The 23,379-nt window shown below is 72.0% G+C and carries 25 protein-coding genes; 13 read left to right on the top strand and 12 right to left on the bottom strand.

The features are described from left to right. Positions 1-27 precede the first annotated feature (27 nt). The 3 genes from ABZ215_RS11810 to ABZ215_RS11800 are packed head-to-tail and all read left to right on the top strand — an operon-like array spanning position 28 to position 2,771. Complete coding sequence (locus ABZ215_RS11810) at positions 28-1,194, top strand: hypothetical protein (RefSeq protein WP_354949475.1); 1,167 nt, start codon at positions 28-30, stop codon at positions 1,192-1,194. 54 nt (positions 1,195-1,248) lie between these two features. Continuing rightward, positions 1,249-2,013 carry an NUDIX hydrolase gene (locus tag ABZ215_RS11805; protein ID WP_354710103.1) on the top strand — a complete coding sequence of 255 codons (765 nt, stop codon included), beginning with the start codon at positions 1,249-1,251 and terminating at the stop codon, positions 2,011-2,013. Continuing rightward, a complete protein-coding gene (locus tag ABZ215_RS11800; protein WP_237340086.1) occupies positions 2,010-2,771 on the top strand; it encodes an MBL fold metallo-hydrolase in 762 nt (253 codons plus the stop codon). The genes ABZ215_RS11805 and ABZ215_RS11800 overlap by 4 nt, the downstream gene beginning before the upstream one ends. Before the next feature lie 231 nt (positions 2,772-3,002). Here the strand turns inward: ABZ215_RS11800 and ABZ215_RS11795 are convergent, their stop codons facing one another. Next, a complete protein-coding gene (locus tag ABZ215_RS11795; RefSeq protein WP_354949474.1) occupies positions 3,003-3,908 on the bottom strand; it encodes a LysR family transcriptional regulator in 906 nt (301 codons plus the stop codon). 70 nt (positions 3,909-3,978) lie between these two features. On the opposite strand from ABZ215_RS11795, the gene ABZ215_RS11790 reads away from it, so the two are divergent. Then, positions 3,979-4,797, top strand: a complete 819-nt coding sequence (locus ABZ215_RS11790; RefSeq protein WP_354949473.1) for an oxidoreductase — start codon at positions 3,979-3,981, stop codon at positions 4,795-4,797. 281 nt (positions 4,798-5,078) lie between these two features. On the opposite strand, the gene ABZ215_RS11785 is transcribed toward ABZ215_RS11790, so the two are convergent. The 3 genes from ABZ215_RS11785 to ABZ215_RS11775 all read right to left on the bottom strand — a co-directional run bounded on the left by ABZ215_RS11785 (position 5,079) and on the right by ABZ215_RS11775 (position 7,752). After that, complete coding sequence (locus ABZ215_RS11785) at positions 5,079-6,296, bottom strand: MFS transporter (RefSeq protein WP_354949472.1); 1,218 nt, start codon at positions 6,294-6,296, stop codon at positions 5,079-5,081. 329 nt (positions 6,297-6,625) lie between these two features. After that, positions 6,626-7,300, bottom strand: coding sequence for a Crp/Fnr family transcriptional regulator (locus ABZ215_RS11780; protein WP_017985500.1), 675 nt, complete (start codon positions 7,298-7,300; stop codon positions 6,626-6,628). Positions 7,301-7,500: 200 nt separating this feature from the next. After that, on the bottom strand, positions 7,501-7,752 hold the full coding sequence (locus ABZ215_RS11775; RefSeq protein WP_354949471.1) for a hypothetical protein: 252 nt from the start codon (positions 7,750-7,752) through the stop codon (positions 7,501-7,503). Between the two features lie 204 nt (positions 7,753-7,956). Between ABZ215_RS11775 and nth the strand changes: the two genes are divergently transcribed. The 4 genes from nth to ABZ215_RS11755 are packed head-to-tail and all read left to right on the top strand — an operon-like array spanning position 7,957 to position 11,113. After that, on the top strand, positions 7,957-8,640 hold the full coding sequence (gene nth / locus ABZ215_RS11770; RefSeq protein ID WP_354949482.1) for an endonuclease III: 684 nt from the start codon (positions 7,957-7,959) through the stop codon (positions 8,638-8,640). After that, positions 8,637-9,227 (top strand): TlpA disulfide reductase family protein, encoded by a 591-nt coding sequence (locus tag ABZ215_RS11765; RefSeq protein WP_354949470.1) that lies wholly within the window; start codon positions 8,637-8,639, stop codon positions 9,225-9,227. Before nth ends, ABZ215_RS11765 begins: the two co-directional genes overlap by 4 nt. Next, positions 9,224-9,907: a CoA pyrophosphatase gene (locus tag ABZ215_RS11760; RefSeq protein WP_354949469.1), complete on the top strand. Its 684-nt coding sequence runs from the start codon at positions 9,224-9,226 to the stop codon at positions 9,905-9,907. The genes ABZ215_RS11765 and ABZ215_RS11760 overlap by 4 nt, the downstream gene beginning before the upstream one ends. A gap of 9 nt (positions 9,908-9,916) precedes the next feature. Beyond that, complete coding sequence (locus ABZ215_RS11755; RefSeq protein ID WP_354949468.1) at positions 9,917-11,113, top strand: MarP family serine protease; 1,197 nt, start codon at positions 9,917-9,919, stop codon at positions 11,111-11,113. Between the two features lie 398 nt (positions 11,114-11,511). On the opposite strand, the gene ABZ215_RS11750 is transcribed toward ABZ215_RS11755, so the two are convergent. From ABZ215_RS11750 to nhaA, 3 genes are read right to left on the bottom strand one after another with little or no spacing between them, the layout of a single operon-like run. After that, positions 11,512-12,450: an alpha/beta hydrolase gene (locus tag ABZ215_RS11750; RefSeq protein WP_020420324.1), complete on the bottom strand. Its 939-nt coding sequence runs from the start codon at positions 12,448-12,450 to the stop codon at positions 11,512-11,514. Between the two features lie 17 nt (positions 12,451-12,467). Further along, a complete protein-coding gene (locus ABZ215_RS11745) occupies positions 12,468-12,950 on the bottom strand; it encodes a phage holin family protein (RefSeq protein ID WP_020420325.1) in 483 nt (160 codons plus the stop codon). A 38-nt stretch (positions 12,951-12,988) separates the two neighbouring features. Continuing rightward, the gene (nhaA, locus tag ABZ215_RS11740) at positions 12,989-14,248 is read right to left on the bottom strand and encodes a Na+/H+ antiporter NhaA (RefSeq protein ID WP_193354387.1); all 1,260 of its coding nucleotides are present in this window, start codon (positions 14,246-14,248) and stop codon (positions 12,989-12,991) included. An 89-nt stretch (positions 14,249-14,337) separates the two neighbouring features. Between nhaA and ABZ215_RS11735 the strand changes: the two genes are divergently transcribed. Together ABZ215_RS11735 and ABZ215_RS11730 are read left to right on the top strand one after the other, a co-directional pair. Continuing rightward, a complete protein-coding gene (locus tag ABZ215_RS11735) occupies positions 14,338-15,795 on the top strand; it encodes a peptide MFS transporter (protein ID WP_354949467.1) in 1,458 nt (485 codons plus the stop codon). 223 nt (positions 15,796-16,018) lie between these two features. Continuing rightward, complete coding sequence (locus ABZ215_RS11730) at positions 16,019-16,198, top strand: hypothetical protein (RefSeq protein ID WP_354949466.1); 180 nt, start codon at positions 16,019-16,021, stop codon at positions 16,196-16,198. On the opposite strand, the gene ABZ215_RS11725 is transcribed toward ABZ215_RS11730, so the two are convergent. Both ABZ215_RS11725 and ABZ215_RS11720 read right to left on the bottom strand, forming a co-directional pair. Then, on the bottom strand, positions 16,195-16,923 hold the full coding sequence (locus ABZ215_RS11725) for a VIT family protein (protein ID WP_237340175.1): 729 nt from the start codon (positions 16,921-16,923) through the stop codon (positions 16,195-16,197). The genes ABZ215_RS11730 and ABZ215_RS11725 overlap by 4 nt on opposite strands. Before the next feature lie 51 nt (positions 16,924-16,974). Then, positions 16,975-17,325: a nuclear transport factor 2 family protein gene (locus ABZ215_RS11720; protein ID WP_354949465.1), complete on the bottom strand. Its 351-nt coding sequence runs from the start codon at positions 17,323-17,325 to the stop codon at positions 16,975-16,977. 119 nt (positions 17,326-17,444) lie between these two features. Here ABZ215_RS11720 and ABZ215_RS11715 point away from each other — a divergent pair, with 119 nt between their 5' ends. Continuing rightward, entirely contained in the window at positions 17,445-17,852 is a 408-nt protein-coding gene (locus ABZ215_RS11715) for a YciI family protein (protein ID WP_354949464.1), read from the top strand. Next, entirely contained in the window at positions 17,849-19,006 is a 1,158-nt protein-coding gene (locus ABZ215_RS11710) for a DUF6596 domain-containing protein (RefSeq protein WP_354949463.1), read from the top strand. The genes ABZ215_RS11715 and ABZ215_RS11710 overlap by 4 nt, the downstream gene beginning before the upstream one ends. Positions 19,007-19,656: 650 nt before the next feature. Here the strand turns inward: ABZ215_RS11710 and ABZ215_RS11705 are convergent. After that, the gene (locus ABZ215_RS11705; RefSeq protein ID WP_020420333.1) at positions 19,657-20,328 is read right to left on the bottom strand and encodes a DUF2848 domain-containing protein; all 672 of its coding nucleotides are present in this window, start codon (positions 20,326-20,328) and stop codon (positions 19,657-19,659) included. A 114-nt stretch (positions 20,329-20,442) separates the two neighbouring features. Between ABZ215_RS11705 and ABZ215_RS11700 the strand changes: the two genes are divergently transcribed. Then, a complete protein-coding gene (locus ABZ215_RS11700) occupies positions 20,443-21,744 on the top strand; it encodes an MFS transporter (protein ID WP_354949462.1) in 1,302 nt (433 codons plus the stop codon). Here ABZ215_RS11700 and ABZ215_RS11695 read toward each other — a convergent pair. Then, positions 21,726-22,376: a GntR family transcriptional regulator gene (locus ABZ215_RS11695; protein WP_020420335.1), complete on the bottom strand. Its 651-nt coding sequence runs from the start codon at positions 22,374-22,376 to the stop codon at positions 21,726-21,728. The two genes, ABZ215_RS11700 and ABZ215_RS11695, sit on opposite strands and share 19 nt — an antisense overlap. 264 nt (positions 22,377-22,640) lie before the next feature. After that, the gene (locus ABZ215_RS11690) at positions 22,641-23,075 is read right to left on the bottom strand and encodes a DUF6319 family protein (protein WP_020420336.1); all 435 of its coding nucleotides are present in this window, start codon (positions 23,073-23,075) and stop codon (positions 22,641-22,643) included. Between the last annotated feature and the right edge of the window lie 304 nt (positions 23,076-23,379).

Genomic DNA, 23,379 nt, shown 5'->3' with positions numbered 1-23,379 from the left:
CCTGCCGAGCTGGAGGGAGAAAGTCAGATGGTGGACGTCCACGACGGGATCGCGGGCGACGGGTTCGCGGTGCCGTTGCGCCTGCACAACCTGTTGCTGGGTCTGGCAGGACGCCTGGACGACAGCCTGCTGTCGGAGGCGCGCGAGCTGATCGCGCGAGCGCGCCTCGACGAGGCCGCCGAGCTGACCACGGGCGCGCTGATCGCGGGCAGGCTGCCGGTCCGCGAGGCGGAGCGGCACGAGCTGGCACTCGTGCTGGAGCTGACGCGGTCCGACGCGACGCTCGCCGACCAGCTGGTGGTGAACGACCCGGAGGCCGAGACCGGCGTCCTGCACCGCTTCACCGGTGACAACCAGCCCGAGCACGGCATCGCCGACGCGCTCGACCGCACCCTGCAGGTGCTGCCGGACCTGCGGTCGGTGCACGCGGTGTGGCGCAACACCCCGGCCGGCAGCGTGCCGGGCCCGCTGCCGCAGCGCGTGGTGCTCGTCGAGATCGGCCCGGAGGGCAACCCGCCTGCCGCCGCGTACCGCATCGACGCCGCTCTGCGGCGCGCCGGGATCCGGTCGGTCGTCGAGGTCACCGGGCCGTCCACCGAGCGCTCCCGCTACCACGAGCAGGCGCTCACCGCGGCCACCGCGGTGTGGCTCTCCGGCGGGGCCGTCCCGTCGTCCGCTCCCACGGCGCCGGCGCAGCGCCAGGGCTCCGGCCGTCACGTGGCGCACGCCACGGTCGCGGCCGGGGACGAGCCCGAGGAGCCCGAACCTCCGGCCGCGGAGGAGACCACCACCGAAGCGGCAGCGGAGACCGAGCCCACCGAGGTCGTCGCGTCCCCGAGCGGGCCGGGCCACGTGTTCAAGCCGCGCGAGGAGGGCCCCGAGCCCAGCCGCGTGGAGAACACGATGGACATGACGTCCGAGGAGGTCGCCCAGCTGCGGGCGCAGCTGGCGGCGGAGGACGGCGAGAAGCCCAGAGCCGTGGCCTCGGCGACGATCGGCCCGGGTGAAGTGATCGAAATCCCGGAGCTCGACCTCAACGACCCGCAGCTGTCCGAGCGCGACCGCCAGCTCCTGCGTGAGCTGCACGCCGAGCTCGCCGAGCGGGAGCGCGCCGAGGCCGCCAAGGTGCGGGCGAACGGTTCGAGCCGGTCCGAGGACGACCCGCGCTGGGTCGACGGCTTCTCCGGCTCGTGATTCCCACGTAAGTTGCGTCGTGTGGTGCAACTTGATTTCCGGATCCCGGGGAGCATGAACTTCTCCGTCGCGGAGCCGGCCGAACCGGCCGTGCCCCGCGACGCGGCGACGGTGCTGTTGCTGCGGGACGGCGTGAACGGTCTCGAAGTCTTCCTCCAGCGGCGCGTGGCGGCGATGGCGTTCGCCGCGGGCATGACGGTCTTCCCCGGTGGCGGGGTGGACCAGCGCGACGCCGACGCGACGATCGCCTGGGCCGGTCCGCCCGCCGCGGACTGGGCGGGCTGGTTCAACGGGACCGAGCAGGTCGCGCGTGCCCTGGTGTGCGCGGCCGTGCGGGAGACCTTCGAGGAGTCCGGGGTGCTGCTGGCAGGCACCGCGGACGAGGTCGTCACCGACACCGCCCGGTACGCGGGCGCGCGGGACGAGCTGGTGTCGCGGGAGCTGTCGCTGGCCGACTTCCTGGCTCGCGAGGGGCTCACCCTGCGCTCCGACCTGCTCCGCCCGTGGGCGCACTGGATCACCCCGGTGCAGGAGAAGCGCCGCTACGACACCCGCTTCTTCGCCGCGATCCTGCCCGCGGGGCAGGACGCCGACGGCAAGACCACCGAGGCGGAGTCGTCCGGCTGGTGGCGGCCTGCCGACGCGCTGGCCGACGCCGAGGCAGGCCGCAGCATGCTGATGCCGCCGACCTGGCACACGCTCACCGAGCTGGCCTCGTTCGGCACCGCCGCGGAGGCGCTGGCCGCGGAGCGGACGGTCGAGGCGATCATCCCGAAGCTGATCCGCGAGGGCGACGTGATCCGGGTGGTCGCGGAATGAGCCACCCCGCCTACGGCGTGCGCCGCGAGGTCTCGCCTTCCGCAGCCGTCGTGCTGGAGAACAACCCGTCCACGATGACGCTGGACGGCACGAACACCTGGATCCTGCGGGCGCCCGGCTCGGCCGAGTGCGTGATCGTGGACCCCGGGTACGAGGACCTCGATCACCTGCCGCTGCTCACCGAGCAGGGCCCGGTCGCGATGATCCTGCTCACCCACCACCATCCCGACCACACCGAGGGCGCGCCGTGGCTGGCCGAGCGGGTGCAGGCGCCGGTGCGGGCCTTCGACGCGGCCCTGTGCCGCGACGCGGACCCGTTCGCCGACGGTGACGTGATCTCCGCCGCGGGCCTGGACATCGAGGTCCTGCACACGCCCGGCCACACCGACGACTCGGTGTGCCTGCGCGTCGGGGACCAGGTCCTGACCGGCGACACGATCCTCGGTCGCGGCACCACGGTGCTCACCGACCTCGGCTCCTACCTGGACTCCCTGCGGCGGCTGGTCGACCTGCCGTCCGGGCTGCTCACGCTGCCCGGCCACGGCCCGGAGATGGCCGACCTGCGGGTGATCGCGCAGGAGTACCTGGACCACCGCGAGCAGCGGCTGGACCAGGTCCGGGCGGCGCTCGACAAGCTGGGCGCGGACGCCACCGCGCGGCAGGTGGTGGAGGTCGTCTACGCCGACGTCGACCGGGCGCTCTGGGCGCCGGCCGAGCACAGCGTCAAGGCGCAGCTGGAGTACCTCAGGAGAGGTTGACGCGGCTTGCGTGGCGGTGCGGGTGGCGGAACCTGAGGCGGCCCCTGGCTGTGGGATCGCCTCCTCATGTATGCCGATACACCACGTCGGCGCTGTCCTCGCCAGGAACCTCCCACCCGTCGCCCACCGCCACCCTCAACGGACGCGCTCCGCGCGGCTCTGCCCGTTCAGACCCGCGGCGGTGTCAGCGCACGGCCCACTCCAAGCGGCTCCGCCGCTTCGAAATCCGCTCTAACCGGACTGCGTGAGGTCGGTCCGCGCCGCCAGCTCGGTGACCACTTCGAGCAGGCGGCGCAGGGCCGGCTTGTCCGCGTTTGGCAGCCACAGCACCTGTGTGGAGGCCTGCTCACCGGCCAGCGGCACGAACACCACCCCGGTGCGGCGCAGGCTGTGCGCCGAGCGGGCCAGCCGGGACACCCCCACCCCGGCGGCCACCAGGCCGAGCAGGTTCTGCACGCTGCCGGCCCGCTGGACGACGTTCGGCTCGTACCCGGCCCGCCGGAAGTCCTCGTCGTACTTGCGGTGCCACGGCGGCCACGAACCGCGCTCGGTGAGCACCCACGGCTCGTCCGCGAGGTCGGCGAGCGTCAGCGACGCGCGATCGGCCAGCGGGTGGCCCTCCGGCAGGACGGCGCACACCTCCTCGACGGCCAGCGTGCGCGCGGCGAGCCCGTCCACCAGCGGCGGACGGCTGAACGCGGCGTCGTATCGGCCGTCGCGCAGCCCGTCGACGAGGGTGGCGACCGAGGTGTCCTCGGTGGTCAGCCGCACGTCCGGATAGCGCTCGCGGAAGGCCCGCACGACCGGCGGCAGCAGGTAGTTCGCGGTGCTCGCGAGGAAGGCCACGGTCAGCTCGCCCACCTCGCCGCGCCCGGCCCTGGCGAGGGTCGTCACGGCCTGTTCGGCGCGGTCGAGCACCGCCTTCGCCTCCGGCAGGAACTGCCGTCCGAGGTCGGTGAGGCGGGTGCCGCGGCTGTCCCGGTCGAGCAAGCGGGCGCCGAGGGTGCGCTCCAGCACGGTGATCTGCTGCGACAGCGACTGCTGCGCGATCCCGAGCCGCCTGGCGGCCGCGGTGAAGCTCAACTCGTCGGCGACCGCGACGAAGTACCGCAGTTGCCGCAGCTCGGGAAGCCTCACAGGGGATGACTGTAGCCGCGGGCGGAAACGCGTGTTGGACGCTCCGGGTGATCTTGGTGAGGCTGGTGGCATGACGAGGACGGAACGGGTTTGGCTGATCACCGGGTGCTCCGCGGGTTTCGGGCGGGAGCTGGTCCGCGCGGCGGTGGCGGCCGGGGACAGGGTGATGGCGACCGCGCGGCGGCCCGAGCAGCTGGCCGACCTCGCCGGCGACCGGGTGCGCACGCACGCGCTCGACGTGACCGACCCGGCGCAGGTGGCGGAGGCCGTGCGGGCGACGCTGCGCGAGTTCGGCCGCATCGACGTCGTGGTGAACAACGCCGGTCACGGGTCGGTCGGCGCGGTCGAGGAGTTCACGATGGACGAGTTGCGGTCGGTGATGGAGGTCATGTTCTTCGGCGCGGTCGCGGTCACCAAGGCGGTGGTGCCGCACCTGCGTGAGCAGGGCAGCGGCGCGATCGTGCAGATCAGCTCGATGGGCGGGCAGCTGTCGATGCCCGGGTTCGGCGCCTACTGCGCGGCGAAGTTCGCGCTGGAGGGGATGTCCGAGGCGCTGGCCGCGGAGGTCGAGCCGTTCGGGGTCCGGGTGCTGATCGTCGAGCCGGGCGCGTTCCGCACCGAGTTCGGCGGCGCGCGGATGCACCGGTCGCGGGAGATCGAGGCCTACCGCGACCTGCCGACCCGGGCCGCGGTGGACACCATGGACGGCACGCAACCCGGCGACCCGGCGAAGGCCGCGCAGGCGATCGTGCGGGTGCTGGACGCCGAAAAGCTCCCACTGCGACTCGCGCTGGGCGCGGACGCGGTGGAGGCCCTGCGCGGCAAGCACGCCGCACTGCGCGCCGACCTCGACACGTGGGAGGAGGTCAGCCGCTCGACGGCGCTCTAGGCGTCGTGACTCGTGAGGTCGTGGGACGAGCAGCGGTGCCATCGGGGTGCGGTGTTTCTCGCCGGGCAGCTCGGGCTGGTGGCCCCCACCGTCGGCCGTGCCAAGGTCTACCGCATCGGCAGCACAGGGCGAGCAGTTTGCACCGCGCTCGGCCGTCGCCGCCGGTTCACCAAACCCGGCTGTCCCTGGACCAACGGCCAAGCCGCACCCTGCTCCGAATTCGCCTACGCCCTGGCAGCCTTACTGCCCTGAGCATCCGCAACGTCTCAGGCCACGGCGCTCTAGGACACCAGGACCTGCTCGCGCGGTGCCTTGACCGTGCCGCGCAGCAGGTACACCACCGCGGCGATCACCAGCGCCGCCGCGGTCGCCGCGAGGAACGCCGCCGACGGGCCGGCGTGCTCGACCAGGTAGCCGCTGATCGACTGCCCGAACGCGAGCCCCAGCGTCACCGCGGTCAGCACCCAGCCGAACGCCTCGGCCGCGGTGCCCTTCGGGGCGACCAGTTCGATCGCGGCCGAGTGCGTCGCCGACTGCGGGGTGATCAGGGCACCCGCGGCGAGCATCGCGATCGCGAGGCCCCACAGCGTCGACGGCCAGGCCAGCAGCGCCACGAGCACGCCGAACCCGGCCAGCAGCACCGGCAGCCGCAACGGCATCTCCCGCGGCCACGGCCGCAGGCTGTAGGCCACACCGAAGGCGACCGAGCTGACCGACCACACCGACAGCAGCACGCCGCCGAGCGCAGGCGACCCGGCCTCGGTGGCCGCGGCCGGCACGGCGACCTCGACGAACCCGATCACCACGCCGAACCCGAGCGCGGCCAGCGCGAGCGTCCGCATGCCCGGGCTGCTCAGCGCGCCCAGCAGCGAGTGGTGCGTCCGCCCGGCCGGTCCCCACGCCCGGACGGCCGGGCTCAACGCGAACAACACCGCGCCGGTCACCATGCACGCGCCGCCCGCGACCATCCCGGTGCCCGGCCACGGCGCGGCGACCAGCAGGCCGGCCAGGCCGGGACCGAGGATGAAGAACACCTCCATGCTGATCGCCTCGTAGGCGTACGCCGCGTTGCGTGTGGCCTCACTGGGCACGAGGCGTCCCCACAGGGCACGCGACGCCGAGCCGACCATCGGCTCGGTGATCCCGATTCCGAACGCGAGCGCGACCAGCACCAGGGTCGCCGCGTGCGCTTCGATCGCCAGCGCGAGCGTCACCAGGATCACCGCGAACATCGCCGCGGTGGACAGCAGCGGCCGCGTCGGGCCGAAGCGGTCGATCAGCCTGCCCTGCACGACCGACCCCACCGCGACACCGACCAGCGAGCTCGCCGACACCAGCCCGGCGACGGCGAACGAGCCCATCTCCTGCTGCACGTAGAGGAGCGCGGACAGGCCGATCATCGCGATCGGCAGGCGCGCGAGGATGGACGCGACCATCGGACGGGTCGCGCCCGGCGTGGTCAGGGCAGCGCGGTAGTCGGCGAGGGAAGTCTGGGACACGCGTACCAGTATGCCTCATATTGGTACGGGGGTACCAGTTATTTACCACTCAGGTCTCGGTTCGGTAACGGGCGCGAACTTTTCGCCGGACCCACGCAACGAACCCGCAACGGGCGCGTCTATGGGGGTGAACGGCCTTGAACCTCGGGGTATGGGCCGTGGCAAGGTTGACAAGTAGATAAAGCTCCCTCCGGCAAAGGGTCGGGGCCGGAACCGGAGGGCGGGGAGCGCGGTCTGTCGGGGGATGGCCCGCGCGAAATGCAAAGGAACCGGTGCGCCACGTCGGGGGTGGCGCCCGGTTCCTTTGTTTTTGCTGGTGTTTGCCGTTGTCAGCGAGCGCGGCGGGCCAGGCGCTCGGGGTCCAGGATCAGCACCGACTTGCCTTCCAGCCGCAGCCAGCCGCGGTGCGCGAAGTCGGCCAGCGCCTTGTTCACGGTCTCCCGCGAGGCGCCGACGTACTGGGCGATCTCCTCCTGCGTCAGGTCGTGCGTGACCCGCAGGATGCCGGCCTCCTGGCTGCCGAACCGCTGCGCGAGCTGCAGCAGCGCCCGCGCCACGCGGCCGGGGACGTCGGTGAAGATCAGCTCCGCGACCATGTTGTTCGTCCGGCGCAGCCTGCGGGCGATGACCCGCAGCAGCTGCTCGGCGATCTCCGGCCGGTTGGCGATCCACTTCCGCAGCGACGGCCGGTCCATCGACACCGCCCGCACCTCGGTGACCGTCGTCGCGGTCGACGTGCGCGGGCCCGGGTCGAAGATCGACAGCTCGCCGAACATGTCCGAAGGGCCCGCGATCCACAGCAGGTTCTCCCGGCCGTCCGCCGACTTGCGGCCGATCTTCACCTTCCCGGACAGGATGATGTACAGCTTGTCGCCGGGCTCACCCTCGGAGAAGATCACATGACCCCGCGGGAACTCCACGGTTTCCAGGGTCTGGGCGAGCGCCTCAGCCGCGGCCGGCTCCACCCCCTGGAAGATGCCCGCCCGGGCCAGGGTCTCGTCCACCTCGTGCCTCCTCGTCGGTGGCGACCGTGTTCCCGCGTTCCGGGGCGTGTCGCCGATCACTTGCGTGCAGTCTAGGCCGTTCGGACGAGATCGCCTCAGGGCACGCCGAGGACAGACCGATCACCGCCCGGCCGGGCGAGGGCGATCTCGCTCCGAACGGACAGAGTAATCCTCGCTGAATCGGTCGAGGTCAGTGGGCCTCAGCCACGGCTCCTGCGCGGGCGCATCTTGGCCGCGCGACCACCGAGGCGGCGCAGCCGGAACAGCTCCAGCGCGCGGCCGATGCCGTGCCCGTACAGCGCCCTGACCTCGTTCGGCCGGGCCTGCTCCAGGAACTCCTCGACCTCTTCCTCCTGGACCGCGACGTGGCGCAGCCGGTTCTCCACCCGTTCCATCGCCAGGGCGAAGAACATCATCACGAGTGGCACCGCTACTACGAACCAGACAGTCATCGGTTCTGATCCTCGCTCATCACGGCTTCAGGGGGTGGTGTCAGGGGTCCGGCGTGTCGGCTTCCGTAGGCTAGCGGTGTGCCGAATGCGTCTCATGTCAGCCCTCGCAAAGGAAGCGCAGCAGCGCGAAGCGCTTCCGTTGAGGGCGGTGGCGGGCGACGGGTGGGCGAGAGCCGCCTCGCGCTCGTGAGACGCGCACGGCGCATGCTCCGTTGCCTCACCGACGCGTATCCCGACGCACACTGTGAGCTGGACTTCACCACCCCGCTGGAGTTGCTGATCGCGGTCGTGTTGTCGGCGCAGACCACGGACGTGCGGGTCAACGAGGTGACCCCCGCACTGTTCGCGCGCTACCGCACCGCCGCCGACTACGCGGGTGCGGACCGCACCGAGCTGGAGGAGCTGATCCGGCCCACCGGCTTCTTCCGCGCGAAGGCGAACTCGCTGATGGGCCTCGGCGCCGCGCTGGTCGAGCGGTTCGACGGCGAGGTGCCGGGCAAGCTGGAGGACCTGGTCACGCTGCCCGGTGTGGGCCGCAAGACCGCGAATGTCGTGCTCGGCAACGCCTTCGACGTGCCGGGAATCACGGTGGACACCCACTTCGGCCGCCTGGTGCGCCGCTGGGGCTGGACCGCGGAGGAGGACCCGGTCAAGGTCGAGCACGCGGTCGGCGAGCTGATCCCCCGCAAGGAGTGGACGATGCTCTCGCACCGGGTGATCTTCCACGGCCGCCGTGTCTGCCACGCGCGCAAACCGGCCTGCGGCGCGTGCCCGCTGGCCCGCGACTGCCCCTCCTACGGCGCGGGCCCGACCGGGTTCGAGGAGGCCGCGAAGCTGGTCAAGGGCCCGGAGCGGGACCACCTGCTCGCGATGGTGACCAAGCAGTGACGACGGCGACCAGGTGGGCGCTCGCCGCCGGGGTGCTGGTGCTCGCGGTGATCGTCGCGGTGCTGCCGCAGGTCCGCTCGGACAGCCCGGCGGCGGGCCCGGACCTGACCGCGGCCAGGGCCGCCGCCGCGCTGGCGCCGTGCCCGTCCGGCGCAGGCGAGGTCGCCCAGCTCGCCGGTGTGCGCGCCGAGTGCCTCGGCGACGGGACCAGCGTCGACCTGGGCAGCGCGCTCGCCGGGCAGGTGACGCTGGTCAACGTGTGGGCCACCTGGTGCGAGCCGTGCCGGACCGAGCTGCCCGTGCTCCAGCGGTACGTGAGCGAGCCGGGCGCGGTGCGGGTCCTCACGGTGCAGGTGCAGAGCAAGCCGGACGACGGGCTCGAACTGCTCGCCGAGCTGGGCGTGCGGCTGCCGACCGTGTTCGACGGCGACGGCGGGAGCGGCCCGGTGCGCAGCGCGCTCAAGGTGCCGCCCGCGCTGCCCGCGTCCTACCTGGTCACCGCGGGCGGGCAGGTCCGCCTCATCGAAAGCCCACGCACCTTCACCGATCCTGAGCAGGTGCGCGAGGTCGTGCGGAGGCTGTCGTGAAGGGACCGCTCGTCGATCCGGAGTCGGTGCCGGCCTGGTTGCGCCCGCTGGTCGAGATCAGCGGGAAGCTCGACTCGACCGCGTTCACCCGCTTCACCCCGCCCGAGGACGAGCTGACGCGCGCCGCCTCGGTGCTGATCCTGTTCGGCCACGGCGAGCGGGGGCCGGATGTGCTGCTGCTGCGCCGCGCGGACACGCTCGGTTCGCACGCGGGCCAGGTAGCCTTCCCTGGCGGCGGCGCCGACCCGGAGGACGCCGACGTCGTCGCCACCGCCCTGCGCGAGGCCGAGGAGGAGACCGGGGTGGACCCGTCCGGCGTGCGGCCGGTCGCGATCCTGCCGGAGCTGTTCATCCCGGTGTCCAAGTTCGCCGTGACGCCGGTGCTCGCGCACTGGCACGCGCCGTCGCCGGTGCACGCCGTCGACCCGGCGGAGACGGCGGCGGTGGCCAGGGTGCCGCTGGCCGACCTGGCCGATCCGGCCAACCGCTTCCAGGTGCGCCGGCCCGGCACCACCTACAAGGGCCCGGCCTTCACCGTGAACGGACTGTTCGTGTGGGGGTTCACCGCGGGGCTGCTGACCGTCCTGCTCGAACTGGGCGGCTGGGCACGTGAGTGGGATCGCGGCGACGTCCGGGATCTTGACGTAGCGTTGCGCGATCATCTGCTCGCGACCGACTGAGGAGACGCGGTGAACTGGGTCGACGTCCTGGTCATTCTGCTGGCGCTGGTGGCGGCCGTCTCCGGCGCGCGCCAGGGCGTGGTGATCGCGTTGCCCGCGCTGGTCGGCGTGATCGGCGGGGCGGTACTGGGCATCCGCATCGCGCCGTGGGTCGTCGAGCTGTTCGAGAACCCCGCCGCCAAGGTCGCCTTCGCGGTCGCGACGGTGGTGTTCCTGGTCGCGCTCGGCGAGACGCTCGGCGTGTGGCTGGGGCGGCGGTTCAAGTACGCGGTCAAGCGGCGGTTCAACACAGACAAGCTGACCGGCATCGATCAGACGCTGGGCGCGATCGTGCAGGCCGTCGTGGTGTTCGTGGTGGCGTGGCTGATCGCGGTGCCGCTGACCGGTGTCGCGGCGCTGCCCGGGCTGGCGCGGGCGATCAACAACTCGACGGTGCTCGGCACGGTCGACAAGGCGATGCCGCCCGCCGCCGAGGGCCTGCCCAGCGAGCTGCGGAAGCTGCTCGACGTGTCCGGGTTCCCGTCCATTGTGGACCCGTTCCAGAAGACGCAGATCAACGACACCGCGCCGCCGGACACGACGCTCCAGGACAGCGCGGTGGTGCAGCAGTTGCGTGGCAGCGTGCTGAAGATCCGCGGCACCGCCGAGTCGTGCTCGCGCACGCTGGAGGGCAGCGGGTTCGTGATCGCGCCGCAGCGGGTGATGACGAACGCGCACGTGGTGGCGGGCACGGAGACGACGGCGGTGGAGACGTCGGCCGGGCGGCTGCCCGCGCGGGTCGTGTACTTCGACCCCGAGGTGGACGTCGCGGTGCTCGCCGTGCCCCGCCTGGACGCGACGCCCCTGAGCCTGGCGCCGGAACCGGCGAAGGCGGGCGACAGCGCGATCGTCCTCGGCTACCCGCTGGACGGCCCGTACCGTGCGACGCCGGCCCGGATCCGCAACGAGATCACGTTGCAGGGCCCGGACATCTACGACTCCCGCACCGTGCGCCGCGACGTCTATACCGTGCGGGCGCAGGTGCGCAGCGGCAACTCGGGCGGCCCGCTGGTCGACCCGCGGGGCCAGGTCGTCGGGGTGGTGTTCGGGGCGTCCGTCGAGGACGCCGACACCGGCTTCACGCTGACCGGCAACCAGGTGCGCCCGGTGATCGAGTCCGCGCCGTCGCTGAGCGCCCGGGTCTCCACCGGGGCTTGTGCCGCCTGACCCACGCGCGAGTTTCGCGCTCTGGGCCGCGAGTTCCGCGCTCGGTCGCGCGGGTTTCGCATTGCCGGGCGCGCTGCGTAGGTCCCGCGCCCGGTCGTGCGAGTCCCGCGCTCCGGGCCGCGAGGGCCGCGCTCGGGCGCGCGGATTTCGCGTTCCCGGGCGCGAGTTCCGCGCGGCCGCGGGAGTGCGGCGCTGCCGGCCGCCAGTTCTGCGATTGGTCCGGCGAGTTCACGCTGCCGGACGTAGGTCCCGCGCTCAGCCGCGCGAGTCCCGCGCTGCTGGACGCCGCTCCCGCGCCTGGCCCCGTGACGCCCGCGCTCCCGGCCGTTGGTCCCGCGCTCGGCCGTGCGGGTCGTGCGCTCCGGCCGCGAGCCCCGCGAGCCGTGCGAGTCCCGGCGTCAGGCCTTCGCCAGGAAGTCCAGCAGCGCCTTCGTCGTCTCGTCGGGCGCTTCCAGCTGCGGGAAGTGACCCACGTCCGCCAGTTCCTCCAGCACCGAGTGCGGCCCACGCCACGGAGCCGACGCCCGGGCGGTCTCCGGCAGCACGCACGGGTCCGCCGCGCCGTGGATCTGCAGCACCGGCGCCGCCACCCGGGCGCCGACCGCGTCGGCGAACCGGCGTCCTTCGCCGCGGAACTGGGCCCGGAACGCCCACCGGTAGTACTCCAGCGCGCTGTGCGCCACACCCGGGATCCGCACCGCTTCGCGGAACAGCGCGGCGCTGGTGTCGAAGTCGCGCGTCGCCGTCCACCGTGGACCGGACCAGGCGCGCAGCAGACCCTCCAGGTTGGCGCCGTCGTCCTCGGTGAGCCACCGCTCGGGCGCCATCGGCACCTGGAAGCGGAACAGGTGCGCCAGCGCCCGCGTCTGGTTGGACCCCTTGCGCCGGAACGCGGTGCGGGCGATCGCGCTGCGCAGAGCCATCGGGTGCGCGCCGCCCAGCACCGTCACCGACGCCACGACCCGCGGGTGCAGCGCGGCCGCCGTCCAGGCCAGCAGCCCGCCCCACGCGTGCCCGACCAGGTGCGCCTGCCGTTCGCCGAGCGCGCGGACCAGGCCGGCGACGTCACCGGCGAGCGTCCACGCGTCGTAGCCGCGAGGGGGTTTGTCCGAATCGCCGTAGCCGCGCAGGTCGGCCGCCACCGCGTGGTAACCAGCGTCGGCGAGGGCGGTGAGCTGGTGCCGCCAGGTCCACCAGAACTGCCCGAAGCCGTGCAGGAACAACACCAGCGGCCCGTGCCCGGCCTCGGCGACGTGCAGCCGGATGCCGTTCGCGGACACGTCGCGGTGCGCCCACGACCCGTCGATCCGGACGATGGACGGGTCGGGCGGCGTCACGGTCGCGCCTGAGCGGTTCAGCTGTGTTCGGGGACGGCGTCCCGGCGCGGCTTGAGGGCCGCGGCCGTGTCCTTGACGCTGGTGATGGTGCGTTCCGGCGCCCGGATCTTCTTGACCTTGCGGTAGCCGAGGAAGCCGAACAGCCCCGCGACCAGCAGCATCAGCAGGAACACGATGCCGAACGCGGCCCACCGCTTGAGCCACTCGGACAGCAGCTCGCCGAGGAAGAAAAAGAAGAAGAACGAGCTGTAGAGCCCGATCACCCCGGCGACGATGAAGAAGACGCTGCCCTTGGCGCCCTTGCGGACCTCGCCCATCACCTCGGACTTCGCCAGCTCGACCTCGGCCCTGACCAGCGTGGACAGGTGCTGGGTGGCCTGGCTGACGAGGCTGCCGATCGACTGGCCGTCGGAGGCGGACTCGGCCTCCGGGCTCAGCGGGATGTAGGGCACGGCCCCGTGGGCATCCCGACCGTTGCGTTCGTGCTCCTGGCTGCTCACGGGGGTCATCGTGCCAGAAGACCCAGCACGGGGCTCGGTTAGTCCTCCGCTGCGGCGTGTACCTTGTTGCGCCGCAGCAGCACCGCCGCCCCGGTCAGCGAGCACACGGCGGAGGCCAGCAGCACCGCCGTGCGGGCCAGCTCACTCGCCTCGCCCTCCAGCGCGAGGTCCGCGATCAGCAGCGACACCGTGAACCCGACGCCGCCGAGCAGCGACAACGCCGCGATGTCCCGCCAGCCGACCCCGCGCGGCTTCTCCGCGAGCCGCAGCTTCACCGCCGCGAAGCAGGCGCCGAAGATCCCGATCGCCTTGCCGACGACCAGCCCGAGGAACACCGCGAGCGGCACGGGCTCGGTGAAGACGCGGCCGAGCGAGTCGCCGCTGACCGCGATACCGGCCGCGAACAACGCGAACACCGGCACGGCCACGGCCGCCGACCAGGGCTGCAGCCGGTGCTCCAGCCGGATCGCCGGCGCGTGCTCCTCGTCCGGGTCCGGCCGGACGCGGGTGAGCAGGCCGAGCGCGACCCCGGCGATCGTGGCGTGCACCCCCGCCGAGTGCACCGCGACCCACACGACGACCGCGAGCGGCACGTAGATCCACCACGCCCGCACCCGCTTGTGCTGCAGGAACGCGTACAGCGCGAGCGCGGCGACCGCGACCAGCGCGGCGACCAGGTTGAAGGACGTGGTGAACAACACGGCGATGAGGATGATCGCGCCCAGGTCGTCGACGACCGCCAGCGACAGCAGGAAGACGCGCGCGCTGCTCGGCAGGTTCGACGCGGTGAGTGCGAGCACACCCAGCGCGAACGCGATGTCGGTCGCAGTCGGGATCGCCCACGCGCGCTCCATGCCCTCCGCGCCACCGCCGGCGAGCAGGGCGACCACGGCGGGGACGACCATCCCGCCGACCGCGGCGATGATCGGCAGCACGGCCTTCTTGAGCTGCGACAACTCGCCGACGACCAGTTCGCGCTTGAGTTCCAGCCCGGCGACGAAGAAGAACAGCGCGAGCAGGCCGTCCTTGGCCCAGTCGCCGACCGACAGGTTGAGGTGCAGCAGGTGCGGACCGACGTGGAAGTCGCGCACCACCCGGTAGGACTCGCCGATCGGTGAGTTCGCCCAGATCAGGGCGATCGCGGTGGCGGCGAGCAGGATCATCCCGCCGGTGGTCTCGGTGCGCAGGTAACGCACGAATTCGCTGGCGGGGCGGCGCGGCTGGCCCACGGGACGGCTCCTCCGGGATCGATCGGACCGAGTCTTGCCGACCAGACTTCCCGGCGCACCGTGGACCATCGTACCTTACGGGCCGGTAACATGATGCCCAACAGGAGTCGTAGCATGTCACTCGCCAACGTTGTCTAGACCTTAAAAGGGCGGCGGCAGTGACGACCTCCACCGAGGCGAAGCGCGACACCCGGTTCTTCGGGCACCCGATCGGGCTCGCGAACCTGTTCGGCGTCGAGATGTGGGAACGCTTCTCGTACTACGGGATGCTCGGCATCCTGCCGATCTACCTCTACTACTCGGTCGCCGAGGGCGGCCTCGCGATGCCGGAGGCCACCGCCACCAGCATCGTCGGGGCCTACGGCGGTCTGGTGTACCTGTCCACGATCGTGGGCGCCTGGGTCGCCGACCGCCTGCTGGGGTCCGAGCGCACGCTGTTCTACAGCGCCGTGCTGATCATGATCGGGCACATCAGCCTCGCGTTCCTGCCCGGTTTCCTGGGCATCGGCGTCGGCCTGGTGTGCGTCGCGGTCGGCAGCGGCGGGCTCAAGGGCAACGCCACCGCCGTGGTCGGCACGCTCTACGGCGAGAAGGACGAGCGGCGCGACGCCGGCTTCACGATCTTCTACATGGGCGTCAACCTGGGCGGGTTCGTCGGCCCGCTGCTCACCGGGCTGGCGCAGAGCGAGGTCGGCTTCCACCTCGGGTTCGGGCTCGCCGCGATCGGCATGGCGATCGGCCTGACCCAGTACACGATCTTCCGGCGCAACCTGCCCGACACCGCGCGCGAGGTGCCCAACTCGTTGCCCGCGCAGCGGCGGCCCGCGGTCGGCGGGGTGCTGCTGGTGCTGGTCGCCGTCATCGTGGCGGCCGTGCTGACCGGGATCGTCACCGCGGCCAACCTGTCCGACGTGGTCGTGTGGATCGTCGGCATCGCGTCGGTGGTGTACTTCGCGGTGATCCTGACCAGCAGCAAGATCACCGCCATCGAGCGGCGGCGGGTGCTGTCGTTCATCCCGATGTTCATCGCCAGCGCCGCGTTCTTCGCGCTGTACCAGCAGCAGTTCACGGTGGTCGCGGTGTACTCGGACCAGCGGCTGGACCGCGACCTGTTCGGCTGGGAGATGCCGGTCAGCTGGGTGCAGTCGATCAACCCGGTGTTCATCCTGCTGCTCGCACCGGTGATCGCCGCGATCTGGGTCAAGCTGGGCTCGCGGCAGCCGTCGACGCCGATCAAGTTCGCGCTCGGCACGTCCGTGATGGGTGTGGCGTTCCTGCTGTTCCTGTTCTTCGCGGGCGGCGCGGCCAACAGCACGCCGCTGCTCGCGCTGGTCGGGATCCTGCTGGTGTTCACCGTCGCGGAGCTGATGCTGTCGCCGGTCGGGCTGTCGCTGTCGACGAAGCTGGCGCCGGACGCGTTCCGCACGCAGATGGTCGCGTTGAACTTCCTGTCGGTCTCGCTGGGCACCGCGCTGTCCGGCTCGCTGGCCGAGTACTACGACACCGACCACGAGACGTCGTACTTCGGCATCGTCGGCGGGGTGGCCGTCCTGATCGGTGTGGTGCTGGCGCTGATCAGCCCGTTCGTGCGAAAGCTGATGTCGGGCGTGCGCTAGCCGGTCGAATCCGACCGGTGTCGTTCGACGGCTATGTAGCGGGCCTGAACGACGGACCGGGAAAACCCCGGCGGCGACGGCCTCATGCGCCTGCACGAATGGGCGTTCACCCCGGACTTCCAACCGCGCTGATCCGGTCCGAGTGCCGAGCTGGTGGACCGGATCGGCGCGGCCGGTGCGGTCGTCACCGGGCGGCGGACCGCGGAGGAGGTGGACCACTGGGGTGGCGACCACGGGTGCATGGGCGGGCGTGCTGGACGAGGTGCAGATTCACCAGATCCCCGTCCTGTTCGGCGGCGGCCGCAGGCTGTTCGACGTACTGCCCGCGCGGATCGAGCTGAAGATCCTCGAGGTGATCGACACGCCCGAGGCCACCCACATCCGCTACCGCGTTCTGCGCTAGCCGGCGGTGATGCCGAACAGCGTGCCCACGTAGTAGGTGACCAGCATGGTCAGCGCGCCGACGCCGACGTTGCGCGCGACCGCCCGGCCCGGCGCGGCGCTGCCGAGCCGGGCGCTGGTGTACCCGGTCAGCGCGAGGCCCGCGACGACGGCGATCGCGCACGTCCACACCCGCCACGACGTGGGCGGCAGCGCGATCGCCAGCAGCGGGATGAGCGCGCCGACGGAGAACGACACGAACGACGCCCACGCGGCCTGCCACGGGTTGGTCAGCTCGTCGGGATCGATGCCGAGCTCGGCCTCCGCGTGCGCGGCGAGCGCGTCCTTCTGCGACAGCTCGCGGGCCACCTGCTCGGCGAGCTCCCGGGACAGGCCCTTGTCCTCGTAGATGTCGGCGAGTTCGCGCTCCTCGGCTTCCGGCATCGTCTTCAGTTCTTGTTTCTCCAGCTTGAGCGCGGCCTGTTCGGTATCGCGCTGGGTGCTGACCGAAACGTATTCCCCGCCCGCCATGGAAAGCGCGCCTGCGACCAGTCCGGCTATTCCGGCCATCAGAATGGCGCCGTGGTCGGTGGTCGCGCCCGCGACGCCGACGACGAGCCCGGCGACGGACACGATCCCGTCGTTGGCCCCGAGAACCCCGGCACGCAGCCAGTTCAGCCTGCTGCCCAGGCTCTCGCGGTGGGGTTCGTGGGCGTGCGCCTCGGCGGCGTCCTTCGTTTCGGTCACGTTGTCATTGAAGCATCTCGGGGCCGATCGTCCCCATTAGCTGAGTCTTACCTAAATCTCCGCGGAACCCTCGCGGTAAATCTTCGCGGCGGAGATCCGGCCGTCGCGGAAACGGTAGAAACCGGCAATCGCGAAGGTGTGCTCGGCGCCGTCGGCGGTCAGCGTCTCGGTGAGCTGCGCCGCGGCCTGGTCACCCGATGCGATGACGTTGTCGATCGTCAGCGTCGGCAGGAGCCCGCGCAGCGCGCCCTCGAACAGGTCGGCCAGCTCTGCGCTGCCGCGGACGGTCGTGGTGCCGGTGATCCAGGTGGCGTCGTCGGTGAACCCGGCCATCAGAGCGGCGAGGTCGCGGTCGTTGAACGCCTCGACGTGCGCTTCCAGCGCGGAGACGGGATCGGTCACCCCGCGATCCTGGCACGCGGAAAAAAAAGTCCGGTCGTCGATGTCGAGAACGCGTGAACGGCTCCGTCCCCGGTGCGAACGCGGCCAGAATGGGTCGCACCACGATCGAGGAGACGACCATGGCGAAGTATCTGCTGCTCAAGCACTACCGGGGCGCTCCGGCGGCGGTCAACGACGTGCCGATGGACCAGTGGGCGCCGGAGGAGATCACGACGCATGTGCAGTACATGCGGGATTTCGCGGCCCGGTTGGAGGAGACCGGTGAGTTCGTCGACGGTCAGGCGCTGGCGCCGGAGGGCGCGTGGGTGCGCTACGACGGGGAGGGGCGTCCGCCGGTGACCGACGGTCCGTTCCCGGAGACCAAGGACCTGATCGCCGGGTGGATGGTGATCGACGTGGACAGCTACGACCGTGCGGTGGAGCTGGCCGGGGAGCTGTCGGCCGCACCGGGGGCGGGTGGGAAGCCGATCCACGAGTGGCTCGAGCTGCGCCCCTTCCTCGCCGAGCCGCCCACGGTCACGGAATGAGCCCTGCGGTGGACGAGGCCCTGCTCCGGGGCCTCACCCCGACTGTGCTCGCGATCCTCGTCCGCCGCGGAGCCGACTTCGCGGCGGCCGAGGACGCGGTGCAGGAGGCGCTCGTCGAGGCGTTGCGCGTGTGGCCGGACGACCCGCCGCGCGATCCGAAGGGCTGGCTCGTCACGGTGGCGTGGCGCAAGTTCCTGGACGCGACCCGCGCGGAAGCGGCGCGGCGGCGTCGTGAGGACCTCGTCGACGTGGAGCCGGCGCCCGGGCAGGCCGTCGGGGTGGACGACACGCTCCAGCTGTACTTCCTGTGCGCGCACCCGTCGCTGACCCCGTCGTCCGCGGTCGCGCTCACGTTGCGTGCCGTCGGCGGCTTGACGACGCGGCAGATCGCCGCCGCGTACCTGGTGCCGGAGGCGACGATGGCGCAGCGGATCAGCCGCGCCAAGCGGACGGTCGCCGGGGTGCGGTTCGACCAGCCCGGCGACGTCGCCACCGTGCTGCGCGTGCTCTACCTGGTGTTCAACGAGGGCTACTCCGGTGACGTCGACCTGGCCGCCGAGGCGATCCGGCTGACCCGCCAGCTCGCGGCGGTGATCGACCACCCCGAGGTGGCCGGGCTGCTCGCCCTGATGCTGCTGCACCACGCCCGGCGCGCGAGCCGGACCGCGCCCGACGGCAGTCTGGTGCCGCTCGCCGAGCAGGACCGCGGCCGGTGGGACACCCGCCTGATCGCGGAGGGCGTGGAGATCCTGCAGGCGGCGCTGGCCCGTGACCGGCTCGGTGAGTTCCAGGCGCAGGCCGCGATCGCCGCCCTGCACGCCGACGCGCCCACCGCGGAGGAGACCGACTGGGTGCAGATCGTCGAGTGGTACGACGAGCTGGTGCGGCTGACGGACAGCCCCGTGGTGCGCCTGAACCGGGCGGTGGCGGTCGGCGAGGCGGACGGCCCCCGCGCGGGCCTGGCGGAACTCGCGTCCCTGGACGAGGGGCTGCCGAGGTACGCCGCGGTGTCGGCGTACCTGCACGAACGCGATGGTGACCTGGCGAGCGCCGCCCGGCTGTACGCGGAGGCCGCCACGAAGGCGACGAACCTCGCCGAACGCGACCACCTGACCCGCCAAGCCGCACGACTGAACACGAGGCTGCGAGGGTGACGCCCCAACGCCTCAACGCCCCGATGCACCGTCGCCCCGACGCGCCAACTCCCCAACGCCCCGGCGCACCCCTGCCCGCGCCGGGACGCTGAGAGCTGCCTGCGCTGGGGGCGCTGGCACGGCCACGCTCGCTGAGAGGCCCGCTCCACAGGCGCGGAGCCCCTTACTGGTGGTGGCCTCCGGCAATCCCGCGCCTTTACCCCGCCGGGTGCCAGGACTCTGGCCGCATTGCTGGGCGTGCCCGCTCAGCGGGCGCAGTAGCCCCTTGTCGGGTGGTGGCCGCTGGCAATCCCGCGCCTCTGCCCACGCCGGGTGCCAGGACTCCGCCCACGTGCCCGGGTGTGCCCGCTCTGCGGGAGCAGCAGCTGCCGCCGGGTGGTGGCCGCCGGCGACCCCGCGCCTCTGCCCCACCCGGGTGCCAGGGCTCCGGCCGCGCTGCCGGGCATGCTCGGCAATTCGGGCGCGGTAGCCCCACCGGGTGGTGGCCGCCGGCGACCCCGCGCCATTCCCCGCCGGGTGCCAGGACTCCGCCCACCCTCCCGGGCATGCCCGCTCCGCGGGCACGGCAGCTGCCACCGGGCGATGGCCTCCGGCGACCCCGCGCCGCTACCTACCCGGGTGCCAGGACTCGCTCCCAGCCGGGCGCCCGGTCAGCCGATCGCCTCCGGCAAGCGCCGGACGCGGTAGGCCGCCTCGATCGTGTTGCCCGTCGCCGGGTCGCCCAGTTCGACCCGCCATTCGCCGGCGAACTGGTTCACCCCCGGCACCATCGGGATCGTCCCCGAGATCAGCACCACCCCCGGCTCGTACAGCCCGCGCTCGCGCAGCACGTCCAGCCAGTGCTGCGGCGTCAGCAGCTCCGCGAGCGTGCCGTCCTGGATCAGCTGCCCGTCGGCCCAGCCGCGCAGCGTCAGCGAGTCCAGTCGGTCCGCCACGTCGTCCAGCCGCCACGCCTGGCGCCCCAGCACGTCCGGTGCCGCGTTCTTGCTCCACGCCACCCCGTGCACCTCGAGCTCCCGGTCGGTGTGGTCGCACGCGACGGTGAGCAGCACCCCGTCCGCGGTGATCACCAGCGCCCACTCCGCCTCGCCGGACGTGCGGTCGTGCTGGGCGGGCACCTCGTCGGTCTGGGCGGCCAGGTACGGGGCGACCGGGTACAGCGCCGGCGTGACCTTCGGCGCCGGCACGCCCAGCTCGGCCAGCTCGGCGACGTGCGCGGCGACGTCGGCCTGGTCGCGGCCCGCGTACCCGGCGTTCAGCAAGGTCGTCACCGGAGTGGTCACCGTCGTGCCGTCGGGCAGGTCGAAGCTCAGCGTCGGCATGTCGTCCTCCGTAATTTCGGGTAACCCAGTTCTTACCTGCGAGGGGTTGCGCATGCAGGTTGTATACAACGAGTATTACAGCATCGTGGCACCGAATAGATCAGGATGTGAGCAATGACCTCGGTAACGCCGACCGTGGACAGGGCGTCGCTACGGCGTGCCTTCCTGGCGAGCCTGTCCGGCACGTCGCTGGAGTGGTACGACTTCGCGGCCTACTCGGTGGCCGCGGCCACCGTTTTCGGACACCAGTTCTTCCCGGCCGGCGACCCGCTGGTCAGCACGATGGCCGCGTTCTCCACCTACGCCGTCGGCTACCTCTCCCGCCCGCTCGGCGGGTTCGTCTTCGGCCGTCTCGGCGACGTGCTCGGCCGCAAGCGTGTCCTGGTGATCACGCTGCTGCTCACCGGCATCGCCACCTTCCTCATCGGCGTCCTGCCGACCCACTCCGCGATCGGCGGCTCGGCGGCGGTGCTGCTGGTCCTGCTGCGCTTCGCCCAGGGCGTCGGCATCGGCGGTGAGTGGGGCGGCGCGGTGCTGCTGTCCAGCGAGTTCGGCGATCCGAAGAAGCGCGGGTTCTGGGCCTCCGCCGCCCAGGTCGGCCCGCCCGCGGGCAACCTGCTCGCCAACGGTGTGCTCGCGCTGCTGGCTCTGCTGCTGACCGAGGCGCAGTTCGACTCGTGGGGCTGGCGCGTGGCGTTCCTGCTGTCCGCCGTGCTCGTCGCGTTCGGTCTGTGGATCCGGCTCAAGCTGGAGGAGACCCCGGTCTTCAAGCGCATCGCGGAGAGCGGCGAGCGGCCCAGCGCGCCGATTTCCGAGGTCTTCAAGTACGAGCGCCGGGCCCTGCTGGCCGCGATCTTCGTCCGCGTCTGCCCCGACGTGCTGTACGCGCTGTTCACCGTCTTCGTGCTGACCTACATGACCCAGGAGCTGGGCATGTCCCGCAGCCAGGGCCTCACCGCGGTCATGATCGGGTCTGCCGGACAGCTCATCCTGATGCCGGCGTTCGGCGCGCTGTCGGACCGGATGAACCGCCGCAAGCTCTACCTCTTCGCGACCATCGCCGCGGCGATCTGGCCGTTCGTGTTCTTCCCGCTGGTGTCCGGCCGCTCGTTCGGCCTGCTGCTGGTCGGCATCGTGATCGCGCTCGTCATCCACGCCGCGCTGTACGGTCCGCAGGCCGCGCTGATCACCGAGCAGTTCACCGAGCGCCTGCGCTACACCGGCAGCTCGCTGGCCTACACGCTCGCCGGCGTGATCGGCGGCGCCATCGCGCCGCTGCTGTTCACCTCGCTGCTGGCCGGTTTCGACAGCTGGGTCGCGCTCGCGCTGTACGTGGTGGTGACCGCGGTGGTCAGCATCGTCGGCATCGCGCTCGCGCGGGAGGCCCGCGACGAGACTCAGGTGGTCGTCAGCTGATGCTTCAGGGTCTGGGCGTGGTGGTCGTCGATGGCGGCCAGCGCCGCCTCGACCTCACCGTTGGCCAGTGCGGTCACAATGGCCTGGTGCTCGTGGATGACCTCCGCGTGCCGGGTGCCTGACCGCCGCAGCGCGACGAGCCCGGCACGCACCTGCCGGGCTCGCAGCGCGGTGTAGGTCCGGCTCAGCATCGAGTTGCCCGCGGCCTCGACGAGCAGCGTGTGGAAGTGCGCGTCGAGTTCGATGAACTCCTTGGCCGACGCCGGGTCGTCGCAGCGCTCCTGCTGTTCGAGGACCTGCTGCATCGCCCGCCACGGCACGGTCCCGGCCGCCATCACGCGCTCGGCCGCGAACCGTTCGAGCAGCCCGCGCAGTTCGACGAGGTCCCGCAGGTCGCGCCCGGTCAGCGGCGCGATGTACGCGCCCCGGTTGGGCACGAGCTGCACCAGTTCCTCGGCGGCGAGCTGCAGCAACGCCTCGCGCACGGGGGTGCGGGAGACGCCGACGCGCTCGGCGACCTCCTGTTCGCTGATGAAGCCGCCCTCGGCGTCGGGGTCGGCCAGCACGGTGTTCTTCAGGTAGTCGTAGGCCTTCGCCCGCCCGGACTGGGCGGGCTTGCTCGTCGCCGGCATCCGGGCTCCCTCCATACACGTTGTATACAGATGGTACGCGGAAAGTGTCCGGTGGGAAAAGAACGCCGGGGCGGATGCCTGATCGATGGACATCCGCCCCGGCGGGTCTCGGGATCGCCGGTCGGCGGTCGGTTCCGGCGGGCGAACGCGACCGCGGTCTCCGGCTGGTCCTGGGTGGTCGGCAGCACGCCGAGCTGCTCGGCGAGCAGCGCCGCGACGAGCGGCATGCGGCTCGGCCCGCCGACCAGGTAGACGCCGGTGAGGTCAGCCGTCGAGCTCGGCGAGGGCCTGCCTGGCCTGTTCCAGCTCCGCCTCCAGGGCGGCGACCTTGGCCTTCTGCTGCTCGACGGCCGCGTTGATCACCTCGTCGATCGGCGTCGAGAGGTCCTCGTGCAGCTCCTTGGCCGCGCGGGACACGGCCGAGGCCGGGATCTTCAGGCCCTGCGCGACCCACTTCGAGCCGTGCTTGAGCTCGGCCTGCCACTCGCCGTCGGCGGTGCCGGTGACGGTGAGCGTGAGCTCGACGGTGCGGGTCTTCTTCGCCGCGGAGGCCTTCGGGCGGCCGCGCTTGGGCTTGGCTTCCTCGCTTTCGGCGGAGGTGGCGGCGGGAGCGGGAGCGGCTGCGGAGTCGTCCGTGACCGGCGCCGGCGTGACGGGGGTGTCCTGCTCCTGCGGGGTGGTCGTGGTGTCCAAGCTCATCGGTGCTGCGGTCTCCCTCTCGTGGGGTCCGGCTACGTCGGCCCGAATTCTAGAACAGGCGTTCGATAGCCGCTCGCTGGGGTGTGCCCGGCGATTGTCCCGCGCTACCTACTTCCGCGTACCCCCGGGGCGGCGCGCCCGGAGGTACCGCTACGCTGCCGCCATCACCCGCCAGGGTGAGGAAGCAGTGTCGCTCGATGGGGGCAGGTGGAAGTGGGCGTTACTTATCTGTACCCGATCGGGTGTATCTCGTTTTTCCTGCGACCTCGGCAAATGCAGCATTTGCCCTGCTCTCCCTAACCGA

Source organism: Amycolatopsis sp. NPDC006131 (assembly GCF_040614175.1).
GTDB lineage: Bacteria > Actinomycetota > Actinomycetes > Mycobacteriales > Pseudonocardiaceae > Amycolatopsis_E > Amycolatopsis_E tucumanensis.
This window is presented reverse-complemented; position numbering and strand designations above follow the sequence as displayed.